An 18461-nucleotide genomic window follows, 5' to 3' on the forward strand; every position below is an offset into this window, starting at 1 on the left:
CCCGCGGACGCCTGCGGATGTCAGTGGATATCAGTGGGCGAAGTGGCGGGTGCCGGTGAGGTACATGGTCACGCCGGCCGCCTGGGCCGCCGCGATGACCTCCTCGTCGCGGATGGAGCCACCGGGCTGGACCACGGCGCGCACCCCGGCGTCGATGAGCACCTGGAGGCCATCGGCGAAGGGGAAGAAGGCATCGGAGGCCGCCACAGCCCCCCGGGCCCGCTCGGGTGCGGCAGCATCGAGGACCTCGGCGGCCTCCGCCCCACCCACGGCGCCCTTCTCGGCACCCGCCTGCGCGCTGGGCACCTGCGCGGCGTCACCGGTGCTGCGCGCGCCCAGGGTGTTGGCGCGCTCAACGGCCAGGGCGCAGGAGTCCACGCGGTTGACCTGCCCCATGCCCACACCCACGGTGGCGCCCCCGCTGGCCAGCAGGATGGCATTGGAGCGCACGGCGCGCACGCTGCGCCAGGCGAAGACCAGCTCCTCCATGAGGGCCTCGTCGGCGGCGGGCCCGGCCACCAGGCGCCAGTTGGCCGGGTCGTCACCGGCGGCGTCCAGGGCGTCGCGCTGCTGGATGACCGCGCCCCCGGTGATCTGCTTGATCTCATAGTCCTCGTGCTGAGGTGGCTCGACCTCCAGCAGGCGCAGGTTCTTCTTGGCCGACAGGATCTCCACCGCCTCGGGCTCGAAGCCGGGGGCGGCCACCACCTCGGTGAAGATGGGTGCGACCTGGCGGGCCATCGCCGCGGTGACGGTGGCGTTGGTGGCGATGACGCCGCCGTAGGCCGAGACCGGATCGCAGGCGTGGGCCCTGCGGTGGGCCTCGGCCACGTCCCCGGCCGCCGAGACGGCGATGCCGCAGGGGTTGGCGTGCTTGACCACGGCCACGCACACCTGCTCGCCGTGGTCGCGCACGGCGCGCAGGGCGGCGTCGGTGTCGGTGTAGTTGTTGTAGCTCATGGCCTTGCCGTGGAGCTGGCGCGCCCCGGCCACTCCCCCGCTGGCGCCGGGGGTGCGGTAGACGGCCGCCCCCTGGTGGGGGTTCTCCCCGTAGCGCAGGGTGGCGATGCGCTCGTAGCCGGCACCGATGTAGGCCGGCGGCCCGGCCGGCTCCCGACCCTGCCCCGAGCCCTGCCCGGGCAGGGCGACGGCGGACGAGGCCCCCGTCCCCTGGGCGGGCAGGTCCTCCTGGGCGGGCGGCGCCTCCTCGGCGCGCTCGGCCATCCAGGTGGCCACGGCGGCGTCATAGGCGGCGGTGTGGGCGAAGGCGGCCGCGGCCAGGGCGCGGCGCTGGGCCAGGGTGAAGCCGCCGGCCCCCAGGGCGGCGGCGACGTCGTCGTAGGCGCCGGGGTCGGTGACCACCGCGACGCTCGGATGGTTCTTGGCGGCGGCACGCACCATGGCGGGCCCGCCGATGTCGATCTGCTCCACGCAGGCGTCGAAGGGCGCCCCGGAGGCCACGGTATGGGCGAAGGGGTAGAGGTTGACCACCACCAGGTCGATGGGAGCCACGCCCAGCTCGGCCAGCTGGTCCATGTGCTCGCGCTTGCGGCGGTCGGCCAGGATGCCGGCGTGGATGCGCGGGTGGAGGGTCTTGACGCGGCCCTCCAGGCACTCGGGGAAGTCGGTGACCGCCTCCACGGGGGTCACCGGCAGGCCGGCGGCCGCGATGGTCGCGGCCGTGGAGCCGGTGGAGACGATCTCCACACCGGCCCGCACCAGGGCGGCGGCCAGGTCGGGCAGGCCGGTCTTGTCGTAGACGGAGACCAGGGCGCGGCGCACGGGGAGGCGGTCGGGGCTCTCCGGGCCCTCGGTGGGCACGTGGGCGGTGGGGACGGGGGCCGGGGGTGCCCCGTCCTGGGCGGCGGAGGGGGCGGCTGAGGGGTCGGCGTGTGCGGTCACGGGATGCTCCTGTGGTGCCAGCGGGTCGGCGGGACGCCCAGGCGGGCGACGTCCCCTCCACATGTCTGGGCCGCTCCCCGGTGGTGGCCCACCCTCGCCAGTCGCGGCAGGCCCAGGATAGACCCACAGGCCCCCGGATCGCCCCCGACGGCCCGGGGCCGCCCCGGATCGTCCGACAGGAGGGGCGGCGGGTCCCGTCCCGGCCCCGGGGCCGCTGGCGGGGGCGACGTCGGGCCCTGCGGCTCAGTGCAGGGGCATGACGGTGTCGGCGGCCTCAATGAGGAGGGGGTCGTGGGTGGCGGTGAGGATGCCGACGCCGCTGTCGACCAGCTCCCGCAGGTGGGCGATGACCCGGTGGGTGGTCGCCTCATCCAGGGCGGAGGTGGGCTCGTCGAGCAGGAGGACGCGCGGCCGGGCGATGATGAGGCCGGCCAGCCCGACCCGCTGGCGCTCCCCACCCGAGAGGGTGCGCACGTCCCGCTCCAGGACCAGCTCCAGGCCCAGGCGCCGGGCGAGCCGAGTGGCGCGCCGGCGGGCCTCGGCGCGCTCGCAGCGGCGCAGGGGCCCGGCGCCCACCGTGATGGCCTCCAGGACGGCGAGCCCGTCGACGACGGGAGCCTCCTGGTCGAGGAAGCCCAGGAAGCCGCGCCGCAGGCGGGTGACCTGCTCGGGGCCCACCCCGTCCAGGGCGGTGCCCCGCCATGACACGGCGCCCTCCTGAGGCAGCAGGAACCCGGCGAGGATCCGCAGCAGGGTCGACTTGCCCGAGCCGGTCCGACCGGTGACGGCGATCATCTGCCCGCCGTGGAGGTCCACGGCTGAGGTCCTCCAGGAGGTGGCGGGGGCCGCTGGGGCCGGCCACGGCCATGGACAGGCCGACGGCACTGACCAGGGCCGGTCCCGGCTCGGGAGCGCTGGAGCAGGACTGGTCGGTGGCGGGGGTGGGACTGGTTGAGGCCTGGGTCATGGGGTGATTCCTGGGAGCTGGTCGGCGTCGGTGCGGGAGGTGGGGCGCGCGATGCGCTGGGGGACGGATGCGCATGCCGCCAGGCGGGCCGTGACCAGGGCCACGATGAGTAGGACGGCCAGGGCGGTCAGGCCTGCCCAGGCCAGGCTGGCGGCCACCGCACTGGGGTCCGGGCCCATCCATGGCGTGAGCCGGGTGCTCACCGCGATCCCGGCCAGCGCCACCGCCAGGAGCAGGAGGGGCCCGAACTGGCGCGCCCACAGGACTGCCTCCACGGCCAGGCGCGCTCGGCGGGGCCAGCCCTGGAGGGCCAGGACGCGCTGGCGGCGCTGGGCCGCCCGCTGCACATCGCGCAGTCCCGCCCCCAGGATGAGGGCCGCCGCTGCTGCGCTCAGGAGGAGAAGGAGTCGGGAGGCGGCCCCGATCACGCCCGTGCCCTGGACGGCGAGCGCCGACATGCCGGCCTGGGCTGCGGCCCCTCCCAGGATCTGGGCGGCCAGGGCGGCCAGGGCGCCGGCCGCCAGGGCCGCCACGCTCACCGGGGCCCGGCCCGGCCCGTGGGCCCCCCATCCCGCAGCCAGCGTGGTGCTGCGGGCCGCCCGCGCCCCGGCCGGGCCACTGGTGGCGCGCCGGCGCCGGGAGGCGGTGGTCAGGGCGATCAGGCGGCGTGGCCGGGTCGGGGACGGCACCGGGGACACCTGGGCAGGACTGGGCTGGTCAGAACGGGGGCGGGCGATCGTGCTCGGACGGCAGGCCTTGAGGCCATCCCACCAGGCCAGGGCGGCCGCGCCCGTGCAGGCCAGCACCCCGATCGCCACGATCATGCCCGGGCCCGTGCCCGGATGGGCAACGGCCCTCCTGGCCCCCAGGAGGGCCACCACCGCGCAGCAGACCAGCAGGGCACCGATCCCGGGAAGGGACCCGGCCAGGAGGCGGCGCCGCACGCTGGACCCGGACCAGCCCGCGCTCAGCAGCGTGCGGGCCTCCTGACGGCGCAGCGCCGAGGAGCTGCGCTCGACCACCAGCGCCAGGAATCCCACGACAAGGACGGCCAGGAGGGGCAGGAGCGCCAGGGCGCGGCCGGTGGCGCGCTCGACCCGCAGGACGGCCCCGAGCTCGGTCCAGGTCTCGGTGGCCCGGCCATGCCAGGCGGCGGCGTCGTTCCCGGTCAGGTCGACGGCCACCTCGCTGCGGGAGGCACCAGTGAGGACCGAGGCGCTGAGCCCCATCTGAGAGATCTGGGCGGCGATGCGCTCCAGCTCGGTGTCGCTGGGCGGCTGGCCGTCGGTCCGCTCCAGGCGCACCCGCACGACGGTGGCCCCCAGCTCCGAGGCCTCTGAGAGGCCCTCAGCACCCTGCCCCTCCTCCATGAGGGAGGCCAGCAGGTGGCGGGAGACGAGGGCCGGGGCGGCGGAGGTGGCGGCTCCCGTGGCGTCGAGGGTCTGGGTGATGGCGCCCTGGGTGGTGCGCAGGCTTGAGGCGCTCAGAGGGCTGGTCCCGGGCGGCCAACAGGATGTCGCGCACGCTGAGCTCGGCGGATGTGCCGATGAGACTGGAGCAGATGAGGACTGCTCCGAGCAGCCCCAGGGCCCAGGCGCGGCGGACGACCCGCCGGCCGCCCCGGATCACGCCTCCTCTCCAGGGGCCTCGGCGTGGCCGCGCCGGGCCAGGCGGGCGACGACGTCGATGAGCTGGGGGGTCTCGGCGGCCTTGATGCGCTCGGTGAGGGCGTCCTCGTCGTCGCCGTCCAGGACCGCCACCTCCACCTGGTCGATGATGGCGCCGGTGTCCACGCCCTCATCGACCCAGAACACGGTGGCCCCGGCGCGGCGCGCCCCGGCCGCCAGGGCGTCGCGCACCGCATGCGCCCCGGGGAAGTCGGGCAGCAGGGAGGGGTGGGTGTTGATGATGCGCCCCGGGAAGCGGTTGAGGAAGCCGGGGCCCAGCAGGCGCATGAAGCCGGCGCACACCACCAGGTCGGGCTCGTGGAGGGCCACGGCCCGGGCCAGCGCCTCATCCCAGACGGCCCGCTCGGGGTAGTCGCGCGGGAGCACCACCGCGGTGGGCACCCCGGCGGCCTCGGCATGCGCCAGGCCCGCGCACGGCCGATCGGCGACGACGCCCACCACCTGCGCCCCATAGCCGGGATCCTGGCAGGCACGCAGCAGGGCGGCCAGATTGGAGCCCGTGCCCGAGATGAGGACAACGAGCCTGGCCGGCTCCAGGCCGGCGGCGCCGCTCATCGTCCCTCCCCGGGTCCCGCCCCGGCCCTGGTCTGCAGTGGTGCTCATCGGCACTCCTCCTCGCCTCTCATTGGACTCCCTCGCCCCGACCGGCTCGGGGCTGCCGGGGACGGCCCGGTCCCGCTCAGGACTGCTCATCATCCTGCCCGCTCGCCGACGCCTCGCCCTGCAGCGGATGGCGGTCCGGCTGCGGGCTGCCCGCGGCCTGCTCGCGCCAGTTGCGCCACGGGCTGGGCGGGCGCAGGGTCGGGGCGGGGCGCGAGGGCGCCGGCGCGCCTGCCTCCGGAGGCTCATGGGGACTAGGAGCGCTGGCGAGGCCCGGCGCGGTGGTGCCCCCACCGGCCTCCTCGGGGCTGCCGGCACGGCCGTCGCCGGCCGCCGCGGAGCTCTGCGCAGTCGCAGGGCTGGGCGCGCTGGCGGCACTGGCGGAGCCGGTCGAGCCCCGGGCGCGGGCGGCGCGCCGCTCCCGGGCGGACTCGGCGGCGGACTCCACCCGGTCCCCCACGCGCTGGCGCGCGCCGCTGGCCGCCTCCGTGGCGGCCAGCGCGGTGGTGCTCACCGCACCCGAGGCCAGGCTCAAGGTGTAGGGGTGGGACAGGACGGCGATAGCGCCCAGCCCCGCGGAGACCTCCAGGAAGACCAGCAGCATCGCATAACCGGTCTTGGGCCCCACCTCTGCCATGGCTCCCGGCCCCACAGGACCGGAGGCGGCCAGGCAGGCGGCGCCCATGCCGAGGGCCACCACGGCACCCGCCAGCAGGGCCGCGGCCACGGCGTAGCGCACCCGCAGGGAGTACAGGACGGTCCGCCGTCGCCAGGCGGCCACCATGGCGCCCGCGGTGATCACCAGGGGCAGGAAGAGCCCCACCCCTCCCAGGGGGCCGGCGGGGAGCAGGCCCAGCAGCGGCAGGGACGGCACCGGACCGGGCACCACCCGGTCCGGAGCGAAGACGGTGCCCTCACCCACCGCGAAGCCCGAGCCGACCAGCCAGGAAGCGGCCCACACCAGGGCAGTGGGCAGCCAGGCGGCCTGGAGGGCGATGAGCCCCAGGGAGGCCAGGAAGCCCCCGCCGGCAAGGGAGTCATGCAGCTGGGAGACGCGGCCGGCGCTGGAGGCCGCCGCGGCCAGGAGCACCAGAAGGCTGAGGACCCCCAGGGCCGCCGTCGCACCGCGCGCCAGGGACAGGCCCGGGCTCACCCAGTGGGGGCGACTGTCCCACCACCGGTCGAGCACCGCGGGGAGCAGCCCCTGGCCCCTGAGGTGCCAGGCGATGACCAGGGCGGTCAGCACGCTCAGGCCCACCACCGCGGGCCAGGTGGGTGAGCCCACCGGACCCGCTTGGGCCACCAGGGCCGCGATTCCCGTGGCGCAGGCCCAGGTCCAGAGCCCGCTGAGGAGGCCGGCGGGCCGGGCGCGCCGCACGCAGTTGCGGGTCCACAGCCACTGCAGGACGGTGATCCCGAGCAGCGGCAGGCCCAGCACGCCGTCCTCGGAGTCGGCCACGCCGATGCTCCCGCCGAAGGCCAGGCTCCACAGGCCCGTGCCGGCGCGCATCGCCTGGCCCACGCTCAGGGCGGCGGCGGCATCCAGGCTGGAGGCCGACAGCACCACCAGGACGGTGATGAGGACGACGAGGATCCAGATGGGCAGGACCGACTCCAGGCCAGCCCTCAGGGCCCACCCCCAGTCGTGGGGGCGCAGCCGCTTGAGATTCACTCGCGCCCGCCTGCAGGACCTGCCTGCCCACCACCGGTGGTCCCGCCGGCCTTGGCCCGGTAGAGCTCGCGCGCGATCCGGGCGGTCTGGCTGGGGGTGCGCCCCACCTTGACACCGGCGGCCTCCAGGGCCTCCTTCTTGGCCTCGGCGGTGCCCGCCGAGCCCGAGACGATCGCCCCGGCGTGCCCCATGGTCTTGCCCTCGGGGGCGGTGAAGCCGGCGACGTAGGCCACCACGGGGGTGGTCATGTGGTCGCGGATGTAGAGGGCGGCGCGCTCCTCGGCGTCGCCCCCGATCTCGCCGATCATGACCACCAGCTCGGTGTCGGGGTCGGCCTCGAAGGCCTCGAGGGCCTCGATGTGGGTGGTGCCCACCACCGGGTCCCCGCCGATGCCGATGCAGGTGGTGAAGCCCAGGTCCCGCAGCTCGTGCATGAGCTGGTAGGTCAGGGTGCCCGACTTCGAGACCAGGCCGACGGGCCCGGGGCCGGTGATGTCGGGTGGAGTGATGCCCACATTGGAGCGGGCCGGGGAGATGATGCCGGGGCAGTTGGGGCCGATGAGCCGCACGCCGTGGGCGGCGGCATGGGCGCGCATCCAGGTGGCGTCGGCCACCGGGATGCCCTCGGTGATGACCACGACCAGGCGCATGCCGGCGTCCACGGCCTCGGTGACGGCGGCCTTGGCGAAGGCCGGCGGCACGAAGACGACGCTGACCTCGGCACCGGTGGCCTCCTTGGCCTCCTGGACGCTGCCGTGGACGGGGACCTCCACGGTGCCGGGGACGACCTCCCCCGCGCCGGGCCCCACGGGGGCGACGTCGAAGGCGACGGTCGTGCCCGCCTTGCGCGGGTTGACCCCGGCCACGATCCTGGTGCCGGCCGAGAGCATGCGGGCGGTGTGCTTGCGGCCCTCGGAGCCGGTCATGCCCTGGACGATGACGCGGTCGGTCTCGGTCAGGAAGATGCTCATGGCTCAGGCCTCCTGGGCTGCGGTCGGGGCGGTGGGGGTGGCGGTGCGCGATGGGGCGCCGGTCGCGGCGCCCTCGGCGTCGGCAGTACCGGCAGCGGCCGGCTGCTTCTCGGCGATGGCGGTCACGGCGTCGGCGGCGCCGTCCATGGTCTGGGCCATGGTGACGCCCTCGATGGCCGCCCGGGCCAGGATGGCGTGGCCGGCCTCGGCATTGTTGCCGTCCAGGCGCACGACGATGGGCTTGGGCAGCCCGCCGAGGGTCTCCACGGCCGAGACGATGCCCTGGGCGATGGTGTCGCAGGAGGTGATGCCGCCGAAGACGTTGACGAGGATGGCGCGCACCTGCGGGTCGGAGGCCACGACCTCAAGGCCGGTGGCCATGACCTCGACCGAGGAGCCCCCGCCCAGGTCCAGGAAGTTGGCGGGGCGCATGCCGCCGTGCTCCTGGCCGGCCGCGGCGACGACGTCGAGGGTGGACATCACCAGTCCGGCGCCGTTGCCCAGCACGCCGACCTCGCCCTCCAGGCGCACGTAGTTCAGGCCCGCGGCCTTGGCCCGCGCCTCCAAAGGGTCGTCGGCGGCGGCGTCGACGAGGGCCTCGTGCTCGGGGTGGCGGAAGCGGGAGTTGTCATCGAGGGTGACCTTGCCGTCCAGGGCCAGGATGCGGCCGTCGTCGGCGAGCACCAGGGGGTTGACCTCCACCAGGGTGGCGTCCTCGGTGGTGAAGACCTCCCACAGCTGGGTGATGACGGTGGCGACCTGGTCGGCGATGGGGCCGGGCGCGAAGCCGGCGGCCTGGACGATGCGCTGGGCGACCTGGGGGGTCAGGCCCTCCAGGGGGTCGATGCCGATGCGGGCCAGGGCCTCGGGGCGCTCCTTGGCCAGGGTCTCGATGTCCACGCCGCCCTCGCGCGAGCACATGGCCAGGTACTGGCGCTCGGCGCGGTCCAGCAGGATGGAGAAGTAGTACTCCTGGTCGATGTCTGCGCCCTCGGAGATGAGGACGGTGCGCACGGTGTGCCCCTTGATGTCCATGCCCAGGATGTCCTCGGCCCTGCCCCGGGCCTCCTCGGCACTGCGGGCGAGCTTGACGCCCCCCGCCTTGCCGCGCCCGCCGGTCTTGACCTGGGCCTTGACCACGAGCAGCTCGGCGCCGCCGTCGAGGAGCCGCTGGGCGGCCGCCTCGGCCTCCTGGGGGGTGGTGGCGATGGCCCCGCCCAGGACGGGGACGCCGTGGGAGCGGAAGAGCTCCCTGGCCTGGTACTCGTACAGATCCATGCGGCGTGTCCTCCCGGCGTGTTGGCTGCTGCTCGCGACGGCCGGCGCTGGCCGGTCGCGCATCCGGTCTGAGCCTAACGTCCCGACGCCGGGCGCGTCGGGAGATGCGGGCTGCGCGTCGGGACCCCGGGGGTCGGGGGGCGGCGAGCAGCGCGATTCGAGTGGGGTAGCCCGTATGGCGCTTCCGCACTGATAACGGTGGTGGCAGCGATGCTGGCGACGGTGTCGGTGATGCTGGCGACGGCGATCAAAGCGCACGGGTGCGTACCAGGCGGATGACCGGTTGTGCCTCACCCACAATGATCATGGCCATGCATGCGCCATGGCGCAGCCTCGATTGGAGATGTCCTACAGCATCGCGCTACAGCCTTGTCTCTCACCCACCCCCGGCGTAGCCTCGATCATCCGCGTTAATGCATTCACAGTCACGGAGGATCCGAGCATGCACACCCTGGATTCCACTCTACGAATGCTCTGGTTCATCTCGGGCTGTTATTTCATCTACACCGGCGCCTCGAAGATGGCCAGCCCGAGGCCCCTGCTCACCGCCATCCTGTCCTACAGGATCACCGGCCCCCATATCTCACGCGCATTGGCAGCGCTCACCGCCCCGACCGAGTTCTTCTGCGGCCTCCTCCTCGCCTCCGGAGTATTCCCGTCAGGCAGCGCAGCCCTTCTCATTGCACTCCTCCTCGTCTCCTGCACGGGAATGGCGATCGTTCTTTTCCGAGGGTATGCATCCGGCGATGGTGGATACGGAAGCGGACACAGAACCGGGCCGGCGCGGGTAAGGCCCTCTGAACTTCTTCGTCATCTCATACTGATCGCCGCCCTGGCGACCGCCGTCGTCGCCGATCACCCGACTCGGACAATCGACCAGACCATCCTGGCCGCCATCATGGCCCTGGTCGTCATCGGAGTGTCGATCGGACTCTTCCGCATCCTCGCTACCGCACACCCCGAGTATCCCCTCACGGAGGGGCCAGCGGCACGTCCTCATGCGAGAACACGCGGCATCGATGGCCAGGTGGGCCGGCCGGGCGCTCCGCACTGAGGGTGTTATCCATGTAGGTATTACCAACTTATTCCGTAGAGCTCGAGTTTGGCGATCAGGGTGATGATTCTAGGAAATTCTGCTAGGCGGTGGCGGTAGCCCATGGAGTAGGATCCTCCACTTCTTCAAGGTGGCGATCGTGCGCTCGATAGTGGCGCACCTGGAGGGCGTACGACCCAATCGAACTCATTCTCCCATTCCAGGCGATCTCTGTCGGAGACTTCTTGATCGGGGTCAGTGCGCCGTGAGCAGCGTAGGCGGCGCCCGCGATCCAATCAGCACCGGTAAGGGTCACATCCCAACCGCACAAGCGAAGGGCGGCGCTGTCATGACGCGAGCCGGGCACAGGGCATGAGACTGCCACGAGCATGCCGTCGGTGATGACGGGGCCTGGACGCTCAGGCACTGGGCGTGGTGCTTACCAGAATAGCTGGCATTCTCGACCCGCCTGAGCCCCAGACAGCAGTCCAGCAGACTCTGACCACGCGATTCGAGCACCTGACCGATACGCCCGACAAGCTCATCGACATCATCATCGCACAGCCCCGCGGTAGACCAATAACGCATCGGACGCCTCCCCATGAGAATCGAGTGTGGCAACCCAATTCTCTCCCGAGATGACCGATGCACCCACTATCGACACAGACAAACCCTATGAATAACCCCCTCAGGCCGAAGGACCACATAGTGACCGCACCCACATTCAGCGCGGGTCCACGACCACCGGCGGCTACACTACGAGACCTACTCTCTCTTACCCTTGACGTGTGAAGCGGCCTGACGTCGATCTACCCCTTATACTGGTTGAATGGGTCTTCTGATCAACATCGGCCCCCTGCGCGAGTCGCGCCCATTCGCGCGACTATGGTCAGCCGGGGTGCTCGTGAGCGTGTCCGCTCAAATGACGCAGATGGCGATCGCCTGGACCGTCTACGATGAGACAAAATCATCTCTCGCGGTCGGCGGCCTTGGATTGGCCATCGGCCTTCCTACGCTGGTGTTCGGGTTGGTTGGCGGAGCGCTAACCGATACCAGTCGCCCTCGCAGACTTGGCCTGGTCGGTGTCGGTGGGCAGGTCGTGGTGGCCTTGGCTCTCTTGGCAACCACAGCCCTCATAGGCTTCTCGCTGACACTGTTCTATACCGCACTTTTTGCCCAGTCAGCATTCGGCGCGATTACATCCCCCACTCGGCGCCCATACATCAGCCACCTATTAGCCAACTCTTCTATCCCGGCTGCAATGAGTCTCTACATGCTAAGCATGAACATGGGGCAAATCATTGGCCCAATACTGGGTGGTTTGCTGCTTGATAAGAACACAATAGGGTTAATATTTGCCGTCCACACGATAACACTCATCCCATATTTCCTGTCTATTGCAACCCTACCAAACATTGAGGCGGCATCTCAAGAGAAGCCGGGCATCTCAGTCATTGTTTCCGGCCTCAAAACTACCTGGAATATACATGATATTCGCACAGTGCTACTAACAGACATCCTAGCCACATCCATCGCCCTACCTACAGCTTTATTTCCCGCCCTAAACGAAGAGGTATTAGAAGGAGATGCCACAACCTACGGCTCACTACTGACGGCATTAAGTGTCGGGGGGCTCTTAGGGACAACTTTTTCCGGCAAACTTGAGCGAATTCGTCGGCCAGTCAACGCGGTCATAATTATCGCCTGTCTCTGGTGTGCGGTAGTTGCGATTCTCGGAATGACCTCCACTCTCTCGGTGGCCCTATCAGCGATACTTGCGATGGGCATATTGGATGTGTGGTCCGTAATCATTCAACAGACGGTAGTGCAGGTACAGACGCCAACCGCCGCGCTCGGTCGAGTGGGAAGCGTTCAGAACATCATTGCCATGGCCGGTCCGCAGTTGGGAAACTTTCGCGCCGGGGTTCTGGGGTCCCTCATGGGCACACAGGTCGCTGTGGTATTTAGTGCGGTGGCTGGTGGGCTCATCATCTTCGGCTCCTTCATTCCATCTAGAAAGCAGATGGTGGCTGGCGACGATTCATGACAATACCTTTTGTGAGCGTCTTCCAATCATAACATTCATCGTCTCTTCGGGCGAATCTTTCATCATTCAGGAGGATCACCCGGACAGCGTTACGACTTTCTCGCATGACACCAACACGGCGCTTCCGGTTTGAGGGGGTAGCTAGGTGCTCAGTCGGTGTCTGAGGCCTCCGGCGTGGATGAGGGATCGGGTGATGTAGTGGGTGAGGTTGTGCAAGCCCTGGGCGATGCCGCGTAGGTGCTCGAGCCTGTCGTTGATGGTCTCGGTGGGGCCGTTGGAGGCGCCGGGGTGGTCGAAGTAGGCCAGGGGTGTCCTCGGTGGGGCCGGTTCAGGGTCCGCCCCAGGCGGGAGACCTCCTGGATGCCGGCTGGCACCCCGGTGGCGATAGAGTCGATCAGAGCGCTCATCACTGGCCTGCCGGCGGCGGGATCGGGGTTGCGGTAGGCGTCGATCATCTTCTGGTGCACCGCCCAGGTGACCTCCACAGCAGTGTGGCGCTGGTCGGCGAGCAGTACCTTCAGGAGCCCGGCCTGCCTCTCGGTGAGCAGGCCGTCCCTGGTCAGCAGGGCCCGGCGCGCCGTGTACAGGGGGTCATTGGCCCTCCCAGGCCGCCCTGTGGTGGCCTGCTGGACCCTGCGGCGGGTCTCGTCCAGGGCGTCGCCGGCGAGCTTGACCACGTGGAAGGGATCCATCACCGCCCGCGCGGCCGGTAGTTGCTCGGCGGTGGCGGTCTTGTAGCCGGTGAAGCCGTCCATCGCCACGATCTCGACACCGGCGCGCCAGGCGGGGTCGCGCTGGGCCAGCCAACAGGCCAGGGCCTTCTTCGAGCGGCCCTCTATCATGTCCAGCAGCCTGGCCGGACCACTGCCCTCGCGCACGGGGGTCAGGTCGATCACGACGCTCACGCACCGCTGGCGACCCCGGCGGCCGGCCCCGAGCAGCTGGGCCCGCCCAGCCCTGCGCACCGCCGTTCTCTGCCGGGTCCGCCGTTTTCTGCTGGGTCCGCCGCATTCCGCCCGCTCAGATCCATCGATCTGACCCAGCCGGATGCGGGTGACCCGGCGTCCATCGATCTGACCCAGCCGGATGCGAGTGACCCGGCAACATGCGGGAGGAGGGGTTTCCATCTCAATGCGCAGGGGTGGGGCGGCGGCATTGGGTGTGCTATCAAGGCATGGGTACCCCTTGACACCAGGAGCGGCCATGAGCGAGTTCATCGCCGGCACCCGCCCCAGCCAGTGGGCGCAGATGACCCCCGGCAGGACGCTCGGCCCGGAGCCGCACCCACCATGGCTGGTCACCAGTGCGGAGGCGGTGGAGCACGAGCGCGGCGTGGTGCGGACAGGCAAGGAGGCCGAGGCCTATCTCATCGAGAGGGTCGCCCCCGACGGCGGCTCGTGCCTCATGCTGTGCAAGCGCTACCGCCCCTTCCTCCCGACCACCACCATGCTCACGACCAACAACGGGGATGACCGCAAGGTGGCCGGCTCGCGTGAGAAGCGCGCACTGGCACGTCGCACGCGCTTCGGGATCGGCATGGAGAAATCCGAGTGGGCCGCCGCCGAGCTCCGGTTCCTGCGGCTCTTCTATGAGGCGGGTCTCGCCGTTCCCTATCCGATTCAGTACCTGGGGCACGAGGTCGTCATGGAGTGGATCGGCGATGACGATGGGCAGGCCAGCCCCCGGGTCTGCGACATCGATCTCGATCCCGGCCTGGCCACGCACCTGTATGAGCAGATCACCGACTTCCTCATCTTCCTCATCGGCGCGGCCAGACTGGGCTACGCCCACGGCGACCTATCGGTCTACAACGTGCTGGTGCGCCATGGGGACGCAGTCATCATCGACTGCCCGCAGGTCGTGGACATCGCGAGGAACCCTCTGGGGCCCTCGCTGCTGGAGCGCGACTGCGTCAACGTCACGCGGTGGCTGGCCGAGAGAGGCGCGACCGCCCGCGACCCGCAGGAGCTGCTCTCCCTGACGATCGCCGAGGCCTGGTCGTCCTGATACACACGCCCCCGGTCCGCATGCCCCGGCGCCTTTCCGCAGTAGGGCCCCACCGAAACGGGGCCGGGGAGGTCCCGGTCGTCGTCGAGCCGCACCCGCGCACCGGCGCCGGGCCCCGCCGTCGGCCCTGCGAAGCGGACGCCCTGGGCCCGCCCAGCCCTGCGCACCACCTCTCTTGCCGGGTCTGCCGTTTTCTGCTGGGTCAGCCGTATCCCGCCCGTCCAGATCCATCGATCTGGCCCAGCCGGATGCGAGTGACCCAGCGACATGCGGAGGCTCTCTGCCCGCCCGGGGTGGTGACCCCGGCAGGCGGTCGGGGCAGAATAGGGGGCGACGTCTCACCCTGGCACCCCGGAAGGACCCGCCCGCCATGCCCAGCACCGCCGCTCACGACGAGACCACCGCGCACCCCGAACCCACCCACCTGCCCAAGGAGCCCGTGCGCATCGGCGTCCTGACCTCCGGGGGCGATGCCCAGGGCATGAACGCCGCCGTGCGCGGCGTCGTGCGCACCGCCCTGCGCCTGGGCGCCAAGCCCTACGCCGTCATGGAGGGGTGGGCCGGGGCCGTCGCCGGCGGGGACGCCATCCGGCCACTGACCTGGGACTCGGTCAGCTCCATCCTCCAGAAGGGCGGCACCATCATCGGCACCGCCCGCTCCGCGGAGTTCCGCGAGCGCGCCGGGCAGCTGGCCGCCGCGCGGCACCTGCTGGCCCACGGCATCGACCGGCTCGTCGTCATCGGGGGCGACGGGTCCCTCACCGGTACCAACGAGTTCCGCAAGAACTGGCCCTCCCTGCTGGCCGAGCTCGTCGACAACGGCGAGATCCCCCAGGAGACCGCCGCCGCCCACCCCGAGCTCATGGTCACCGGCATCGTGGGCTCCATCGACAACGACCTCGTGGGCGCCGATATGACCATCGGCACTGACTCCGCCCTGCACCGCATCCTGGAGGCCATCGACGACATCTCCTCCACCGCCGCCTCCCACCAGCGCACCTTCATCGTGGAGGTCATGGGGCGCCACTGCGGCTACCTGGCGCTCATGGCGGCCGTGGCCGGGGGCTGCGACTACGTGCTGGTCCCCGAGTTGCCCCCGGGCCCCAACTGGGAGGAGGACATGTGCGTGCGGCTCAAGGAGGGCCGGGCGGCCGGGCGGCGCGAGTCCATGGTCATCGTCGCCGAGGGCGCCACCGACCGGGACGGCAAGCGGATCACCGCCGAGGACATCAAGCAGGTCCTGTCCGAGCGCCTGGGCGAGGACGCGCGCGTGACCATCCTGGGCCACGTCCAGCGCGGTGGCCGCCCCAGCGCCTACGACCGCTGGATGTCCACGCTCCTGGGCTGCGCGGCGGCCCGCGAGGCCATCACCATGGGCCCGGGCGCCGAGCCGGTCATCATCGCCGAGCGCCACAACCGCATCCGCCGCCTGCCCATGATGAAGCAGGTCCAGGCCACGCGCTCGGTCAAGGACCTCGTGGCGGCCCATGACTACCTGGCGGCCGTCAAGGCCCGCGGCGGCAGCTTCGAGCAGATGATCGGCATCTTCGAGACGATGTCCGTCCCGCCCCACCCCGACCACGACCCCGGCCGCCTCCAGGACGGGGGCCGGCGCCGGCGGGTGGCGATCCTCCACGCCGGCGGCCTGGCCCCGGGCATGAACACGGCGGCGCGCGCCGCCGTGCGCCTGGGGATCGACCACGGCTTCACCATGCTGGGCGTCCACGGCGGCTTCCCCGGGCTGCTCGACGGCGATGTGCGCGAGCTGACCTGGGCCGACGTCGAGGGATGGGTGGGCGACGGCGGGGCGGCCCTGGGAACGCGCCGCGAGATCCCCGAGATCGAGCAGCTCTACGCCCTGGGCCGTGAGATCGAGAAGCACGAGATCGACGCCCTGCTCATCATCGGGGGGTTTAACGCCTACCTAGCCGCCCACCGCCTGGTCACCGAGCGCGACCGCTACCCGGCCTTCCAGATCCCGATCGTGTGCGTGCCGGCCTCCATCGACAACAACCTGCCGGGCTCGGAGCTGAGCGTGGGGGCGGACACCGCCCTGAACAACGCGGTGGCCGCACTGGATGCCATCAAGCTGTCGGCCGCGGCCTCCCACCGGTGCTTCGTGGCCGAGGTGATGGGGCGCAAGTGCGGGTACCTGTCCCTGATGTCCGGCATCGCCACCGGCGCGGAGAAGGTCTACCTCAATGAGGACGGGATCCGGCTGGCGGGCCTGGCCGCCGATTCGCAGCGGATGGTGGATGCCTTCCGCTCCGGGCGCAGCCTCTACCTGGTGGTGCGCAACGAGCGGGCCTCGGAGAACTACACCACCGATGTGCTGGCGCATATCTTCGCCGAGGAGGGGCGCGGCCTGTACGACGTGCGCGAGGCGGTCATCGGCCACCTCCAGCAGGGCGGTAACCCCTCCGCCTTCGACCGCATCCTGGCCACCAAGCTGGTGGCCTACGCCCTGGGCCTGCTGGCCAAGGAGCTCGATCGCGGGATCCCGGCGGCCTGGTACGTCGGCCTGGTGGGCGGGAAGGTCAGCCACCGCCCTCTGGACCGGATGAATGAGGAGCTCGACCTGGCCAAGCGCCGTCCCCGCCACCAGTGGTGGCTGGGCATGCGCGATGCCGTGGACCTGGTCAGCCAGAACGTGGGGGTCCTGCCCGTGGAGGAGGTGCCCGACTTCGGTGAGGCCGTCGACGAGGCCGCCGATCCCGACCGCCCCTGACCCTCCCCTTCTTTTCGACAATTTGCATGAGATCGGCCTTTTCCGGGCCTGGAGAAGTACGATCTCATGCAAATTGTCGAAAAGTAGGGCGGTGACGTCGTCGCCCCCCTCATCGAGACGGCCGTGACATCCTCCTGCGACGCCGGAGCGCCAGTCCGGCGCCCAGGACGATCCCGTTGTGGACGATCCCCACGATCGGCGAGAACAGGAGAGCCTCGGGGGTGCTCATCGGCAGCCAGCCGAGGGACAGCGGGACTTGGATGAGGTTGGCGCAGCTGTGGGCGAGCACGCAGGGCCACACACTGCGGCCCGCCAGGCGCAGCTCGGTGAGCAGCGGGGCCCAGGCGATGCACAGGGGGATCGCCACCAGGGCGTAGACGATCGGCGGGGCGTCCCACACGGCGCGGATGAGCGCCTCATCGAGGAAGAACAGGTAGTAGGGCAGGTGCCACAGGCCCCAGACCGCCCCGGAGAGGAGCCACACGGAGGCCTCGGGCAGACCGCGGGCGATGAGTGCGGGGGCGAGATACCCGCGCCAGGCCCCCTCCTCCCCGATGTTCTTCATCAGGGTCGGCGCGACGGCGGCCGCCACGGCCGGCCCGTAGGCGCCCAGGCCCGTGAGGCCGAAGACCCCGAGCGCCCACCCGAGCCCCAGGGCGACGGCGGTGGCGGCGGGGAAGACTGCCAGTGCCACGGCGTAGGCACTGGGACGCCCGATCCGCCAGGAGGCGAGGTAGGCGCGCCGCCGCGCGCGATCGGACAGGGCCAGCACCGCCCCGGCGAGCAGCGGGGTGAGGATCCAGATGAGGGTCGCGGGGGACTCCATGGAATCAGGGAGGCCCGCCAGGCGGTTGACGGCCAGGCCCACCCAGCCCGAGGACAGGACGATGAGGATGTACAGGGGCAGCGAGAAACGAGACAGCATCTACATACTATACTTCACAAGTATTAGACTTTACCAGTATCAGGTGGGATTAGCCCTCGCCGCATCATCCCTCACAGCCCGCCGGGTCTGCTCGATCCACCTCAGCTCCTCCCGCGCCCCGTGGAGGCCATAGCGCAGGGTCGCCATCTTCAGCACGGTATCGAGGCTCTCGCCGGCGTCATCGATCTCCGCCAGCAGCCCCTGCTCCACCGCCTCGAGCCCCTCCTGGTCCGCGCGGATCGTCTGCTCGACCTCGTCGAGGAGGGCCAGCACCCTCTCGTGACCCAGGGACGCGGCGAAGAAGACCCGGGCCAGGAGGGTGTCCTTGGCCTGGCGCGGCTCCAGCGGACTGGTGAGCCAGGCCTCGAGCTCGGCGCGCCCGGCGTCGGTCAGGGAGTGGACGCGGCGGTCGGGGCGCCCGCTCTGGGGGATGACGCGCGTGGAGATCGCGCCATCAGCCTCCAGGCGGCTGATGGTGCGGTAGACCTGCGACTGGTCGGCGTACCAGAAGTGGACGACCGAACTGGCGAAGGCCCTGCTGATGTCGTAGCCGCTGCGCGGCTCGTCGGCGAGCAGGCCCAGGATCGCGTGCCGGAGCTTCATGCCGCCACAGTAGACCAGGGCGGCACCGACCGGGGCGAGG

At 71.0% G+C, this 18461-nt stretch carries 13 protein-coding genes, 1 pseudogene and 1 riboswitch; of the genes and pseudogenes, 4 read left to right on the forward strand and 10 right to left on the reverse strand.

Annotated elements, in window-relative coordinates:
- Positions 1-30: 30 nt before the first annotated feature.
- The 7 genes from purH to sucC form a co-directional block, all read right to left on the reverse strand.
- Entirely contained in the window at positions 31-1821 is a 1791-nt protein-coding gene (gene purH, locus MANAM107_RS01765) for a bifunctional phosphoribosylaminoimidazolecarboxamide formyltransferase/IMP cyclohydrolase (RefSeq protein WP_223912730.1), read from the reverse strand.
- 109 nt (positions 1822-1930) lie between these two features.
- A riboswitch (ZMP/ZTP riboswitch) is annotated at positions 1931-2017 on the reverse strand.
- 128 nt (positions 2018-2145) lie between these two features.
- Positions 2146-2718 carry an ATP-binding cassette domain-containing protein gene (locus tag MANAM107_RS01770; protein ID WP_223910328.1) on the reverse strand — a complete coding sequence of 191 codons (573 nt, stop codon included), beginning with the start codon at positions 2716-2718 and terminating at the stop codon, positions 2146-2148.
- 147 nt (positions 2719-2865) lie between these two features.
- Positions 2866-4239: a hypothetical protein gene (locus MANAM107_RS01775; RefSeq protein WP_223910330.1), complete on the reverse strand. Its 1374-nt coding sequence runs from the start codon at positions 4237-4239 to the stop codon at positions 2866-2868.
- Between the two features lie 255 nt (positions 4240-4494).
- Entirely contained in the window at positions 4495-5160 is a 666-nt protein-coding gene (gene purN / locus MANAM107_RS01780) for a phosphoribosylglycinamide formyltransferase (RefSeq protein ID WP_223910332.1), read from the reverse strand.
- Between the two features lie 76 nt (positions 5161-5236).
- Positions 5237-6829 carry a cell division protein PerM gene (locus MANAM107_RS01785; RefSeq protein ID WP_223910335.1) on the reverse strand — a complete coding sequence of 531 codons (1593 nt, stop codon included), beginning with the start codon at positions 6827-6829 and terminating at the stop codon, positions 5237-5239.
- On the reverse strand, positions 6826-7800 hold the full coding sequence (gene sucD / locus MANAM107_RS01790) for a succinate--CoA ligase subunit alpha (protein WP_223910338.1): 975 nt from the start codon (positions 7798-7800) through the stop codon (positions 6826-6828). The genes MANAM107_RS01785 and sucD overlap by 4 nt, the downstream gene beginning before the upstream one ends.
- A 3-nt stretch (positions 7801-7803) precedes the next feature.
- Positions 7804-9078, reverse strand: a complete 1275-nt coding sequence (gene sucC / locus MANAM107_RS01795) for an ADP-forming succinate--CoA ligase subunit beta (RefSeq protein WP_223910342.1) — start codon at positions 9076-9078, stop codon at positions 7804-7806.
- Between the two features lie 442 nt (positions 9079-9520).
- Here sucC and MANAM107_RS01800 point away from each other — a divergent pair, with 442 nt between their 5' ends.
- Together MANAM107_RS01800 and MANAM107_RS01805 are read left to right on the forward strand one after the other, a co-directional pair.
- Entirely contained in the window at positions 9521-10132 is a 612-nt protein-coding gene (locus MANAM107_RS01800; RefSeq protein ID WP_223910345.1) for a MauE/DoxX family redox-associated membrane protein, read from the forward strand.
- 808 nt (positions 10133-10940) lie between these two features.
- Positions 10941-12158 carry an MFS transporter gene (locus MANAM107_RS01805; protein WP_223910348.1) on the forward strand — a complete coding sequence of 406 codons (1218 nt, stop codon included), beginning with the start codon at positions 10941-10943 and terminating at the stop codon, positions 12156-12158.
- Positions 12159-12299: 141 nt separating this feature from the next.
- Here the strand turns inward: MANAM107_RS01805 and MANAM107_RS01810 are convergent.
- A pseudogene (locus MANAM107_RS01810) lies at positions 12300-13084 on the reverse strand (ISL3 family transposase); the annotation flags it as partial.
- A gap of 277 nt (positions 13085-13361) precedes the next feature.
- Between MANAM107_RS01810 and MANAM107_RS01815 the strand changes: the two are divergent.
- Together MANAM107_RS01815 and MANAM107_RS01820 are read left to right on the forward strand one after the other, a co-directional pair.
- Positions 13362-14165, forward strand: coding sequence for an RIO1 family regulatory kinase/ATPase domain-containing protein (locus MANAM107_RS01815; RefSeq protein ID WP_223910351.1), 804 nt, complete (start codon positions 13362-13364; stop codon positions 14163-14165).
- Between the two features lie 370 nt (positions 14166-14535).
- On the forward strand, positions 14536-16893 hold the full coding sequence (locus tag MANAM107_RS01820) for a 6-phosphofructokinase (protein ID WP_223910354.1): 2358 nt from the start codon (positions 14536-14538) through the stop codon (positions 16891-16893).
- 109 nt (positions 16894-17002) lie between these two features.
- Here MANAM107_RS01820 and MANAM107_RS01825 read toward each other — a convergent pair whose 3' ends face one another.
- On the reverse strand, positions 17003-17818 hold the full coding sequence (locus MANAM107_RS01825) for a CPBP family intramembrane glutamic endopeptidase (protein WP_223910357.1): 816 nt from the start codon (positions 17816-17818) through the stop codon (positions 17003-17005).
- A gap of 39 nt (positions 17819-17857) precedes the next feature.
- A complete protein-coding gene (locus MANAM107_RS01830) occupies positions 17858-18421 on the reverse strand; it encodes a PadR family transcriptional regulator (RefSeq protein ID WP_223910360.1) in 564 nt (187 codons plus the stop codon).
- Between the last annotated feature and the right edge of the window lie 40 nt (positions 18422-18461).

The sequence above is a fragment of the Actinomyces capricornis genome (genome assembly GCF_019974135.1).
GTDB lineage: Bacteria > Actinomycetota > Actinomycetes > Actinomycetales > Actinomycetaceae > Actinomyces > Actinomyces capricornis.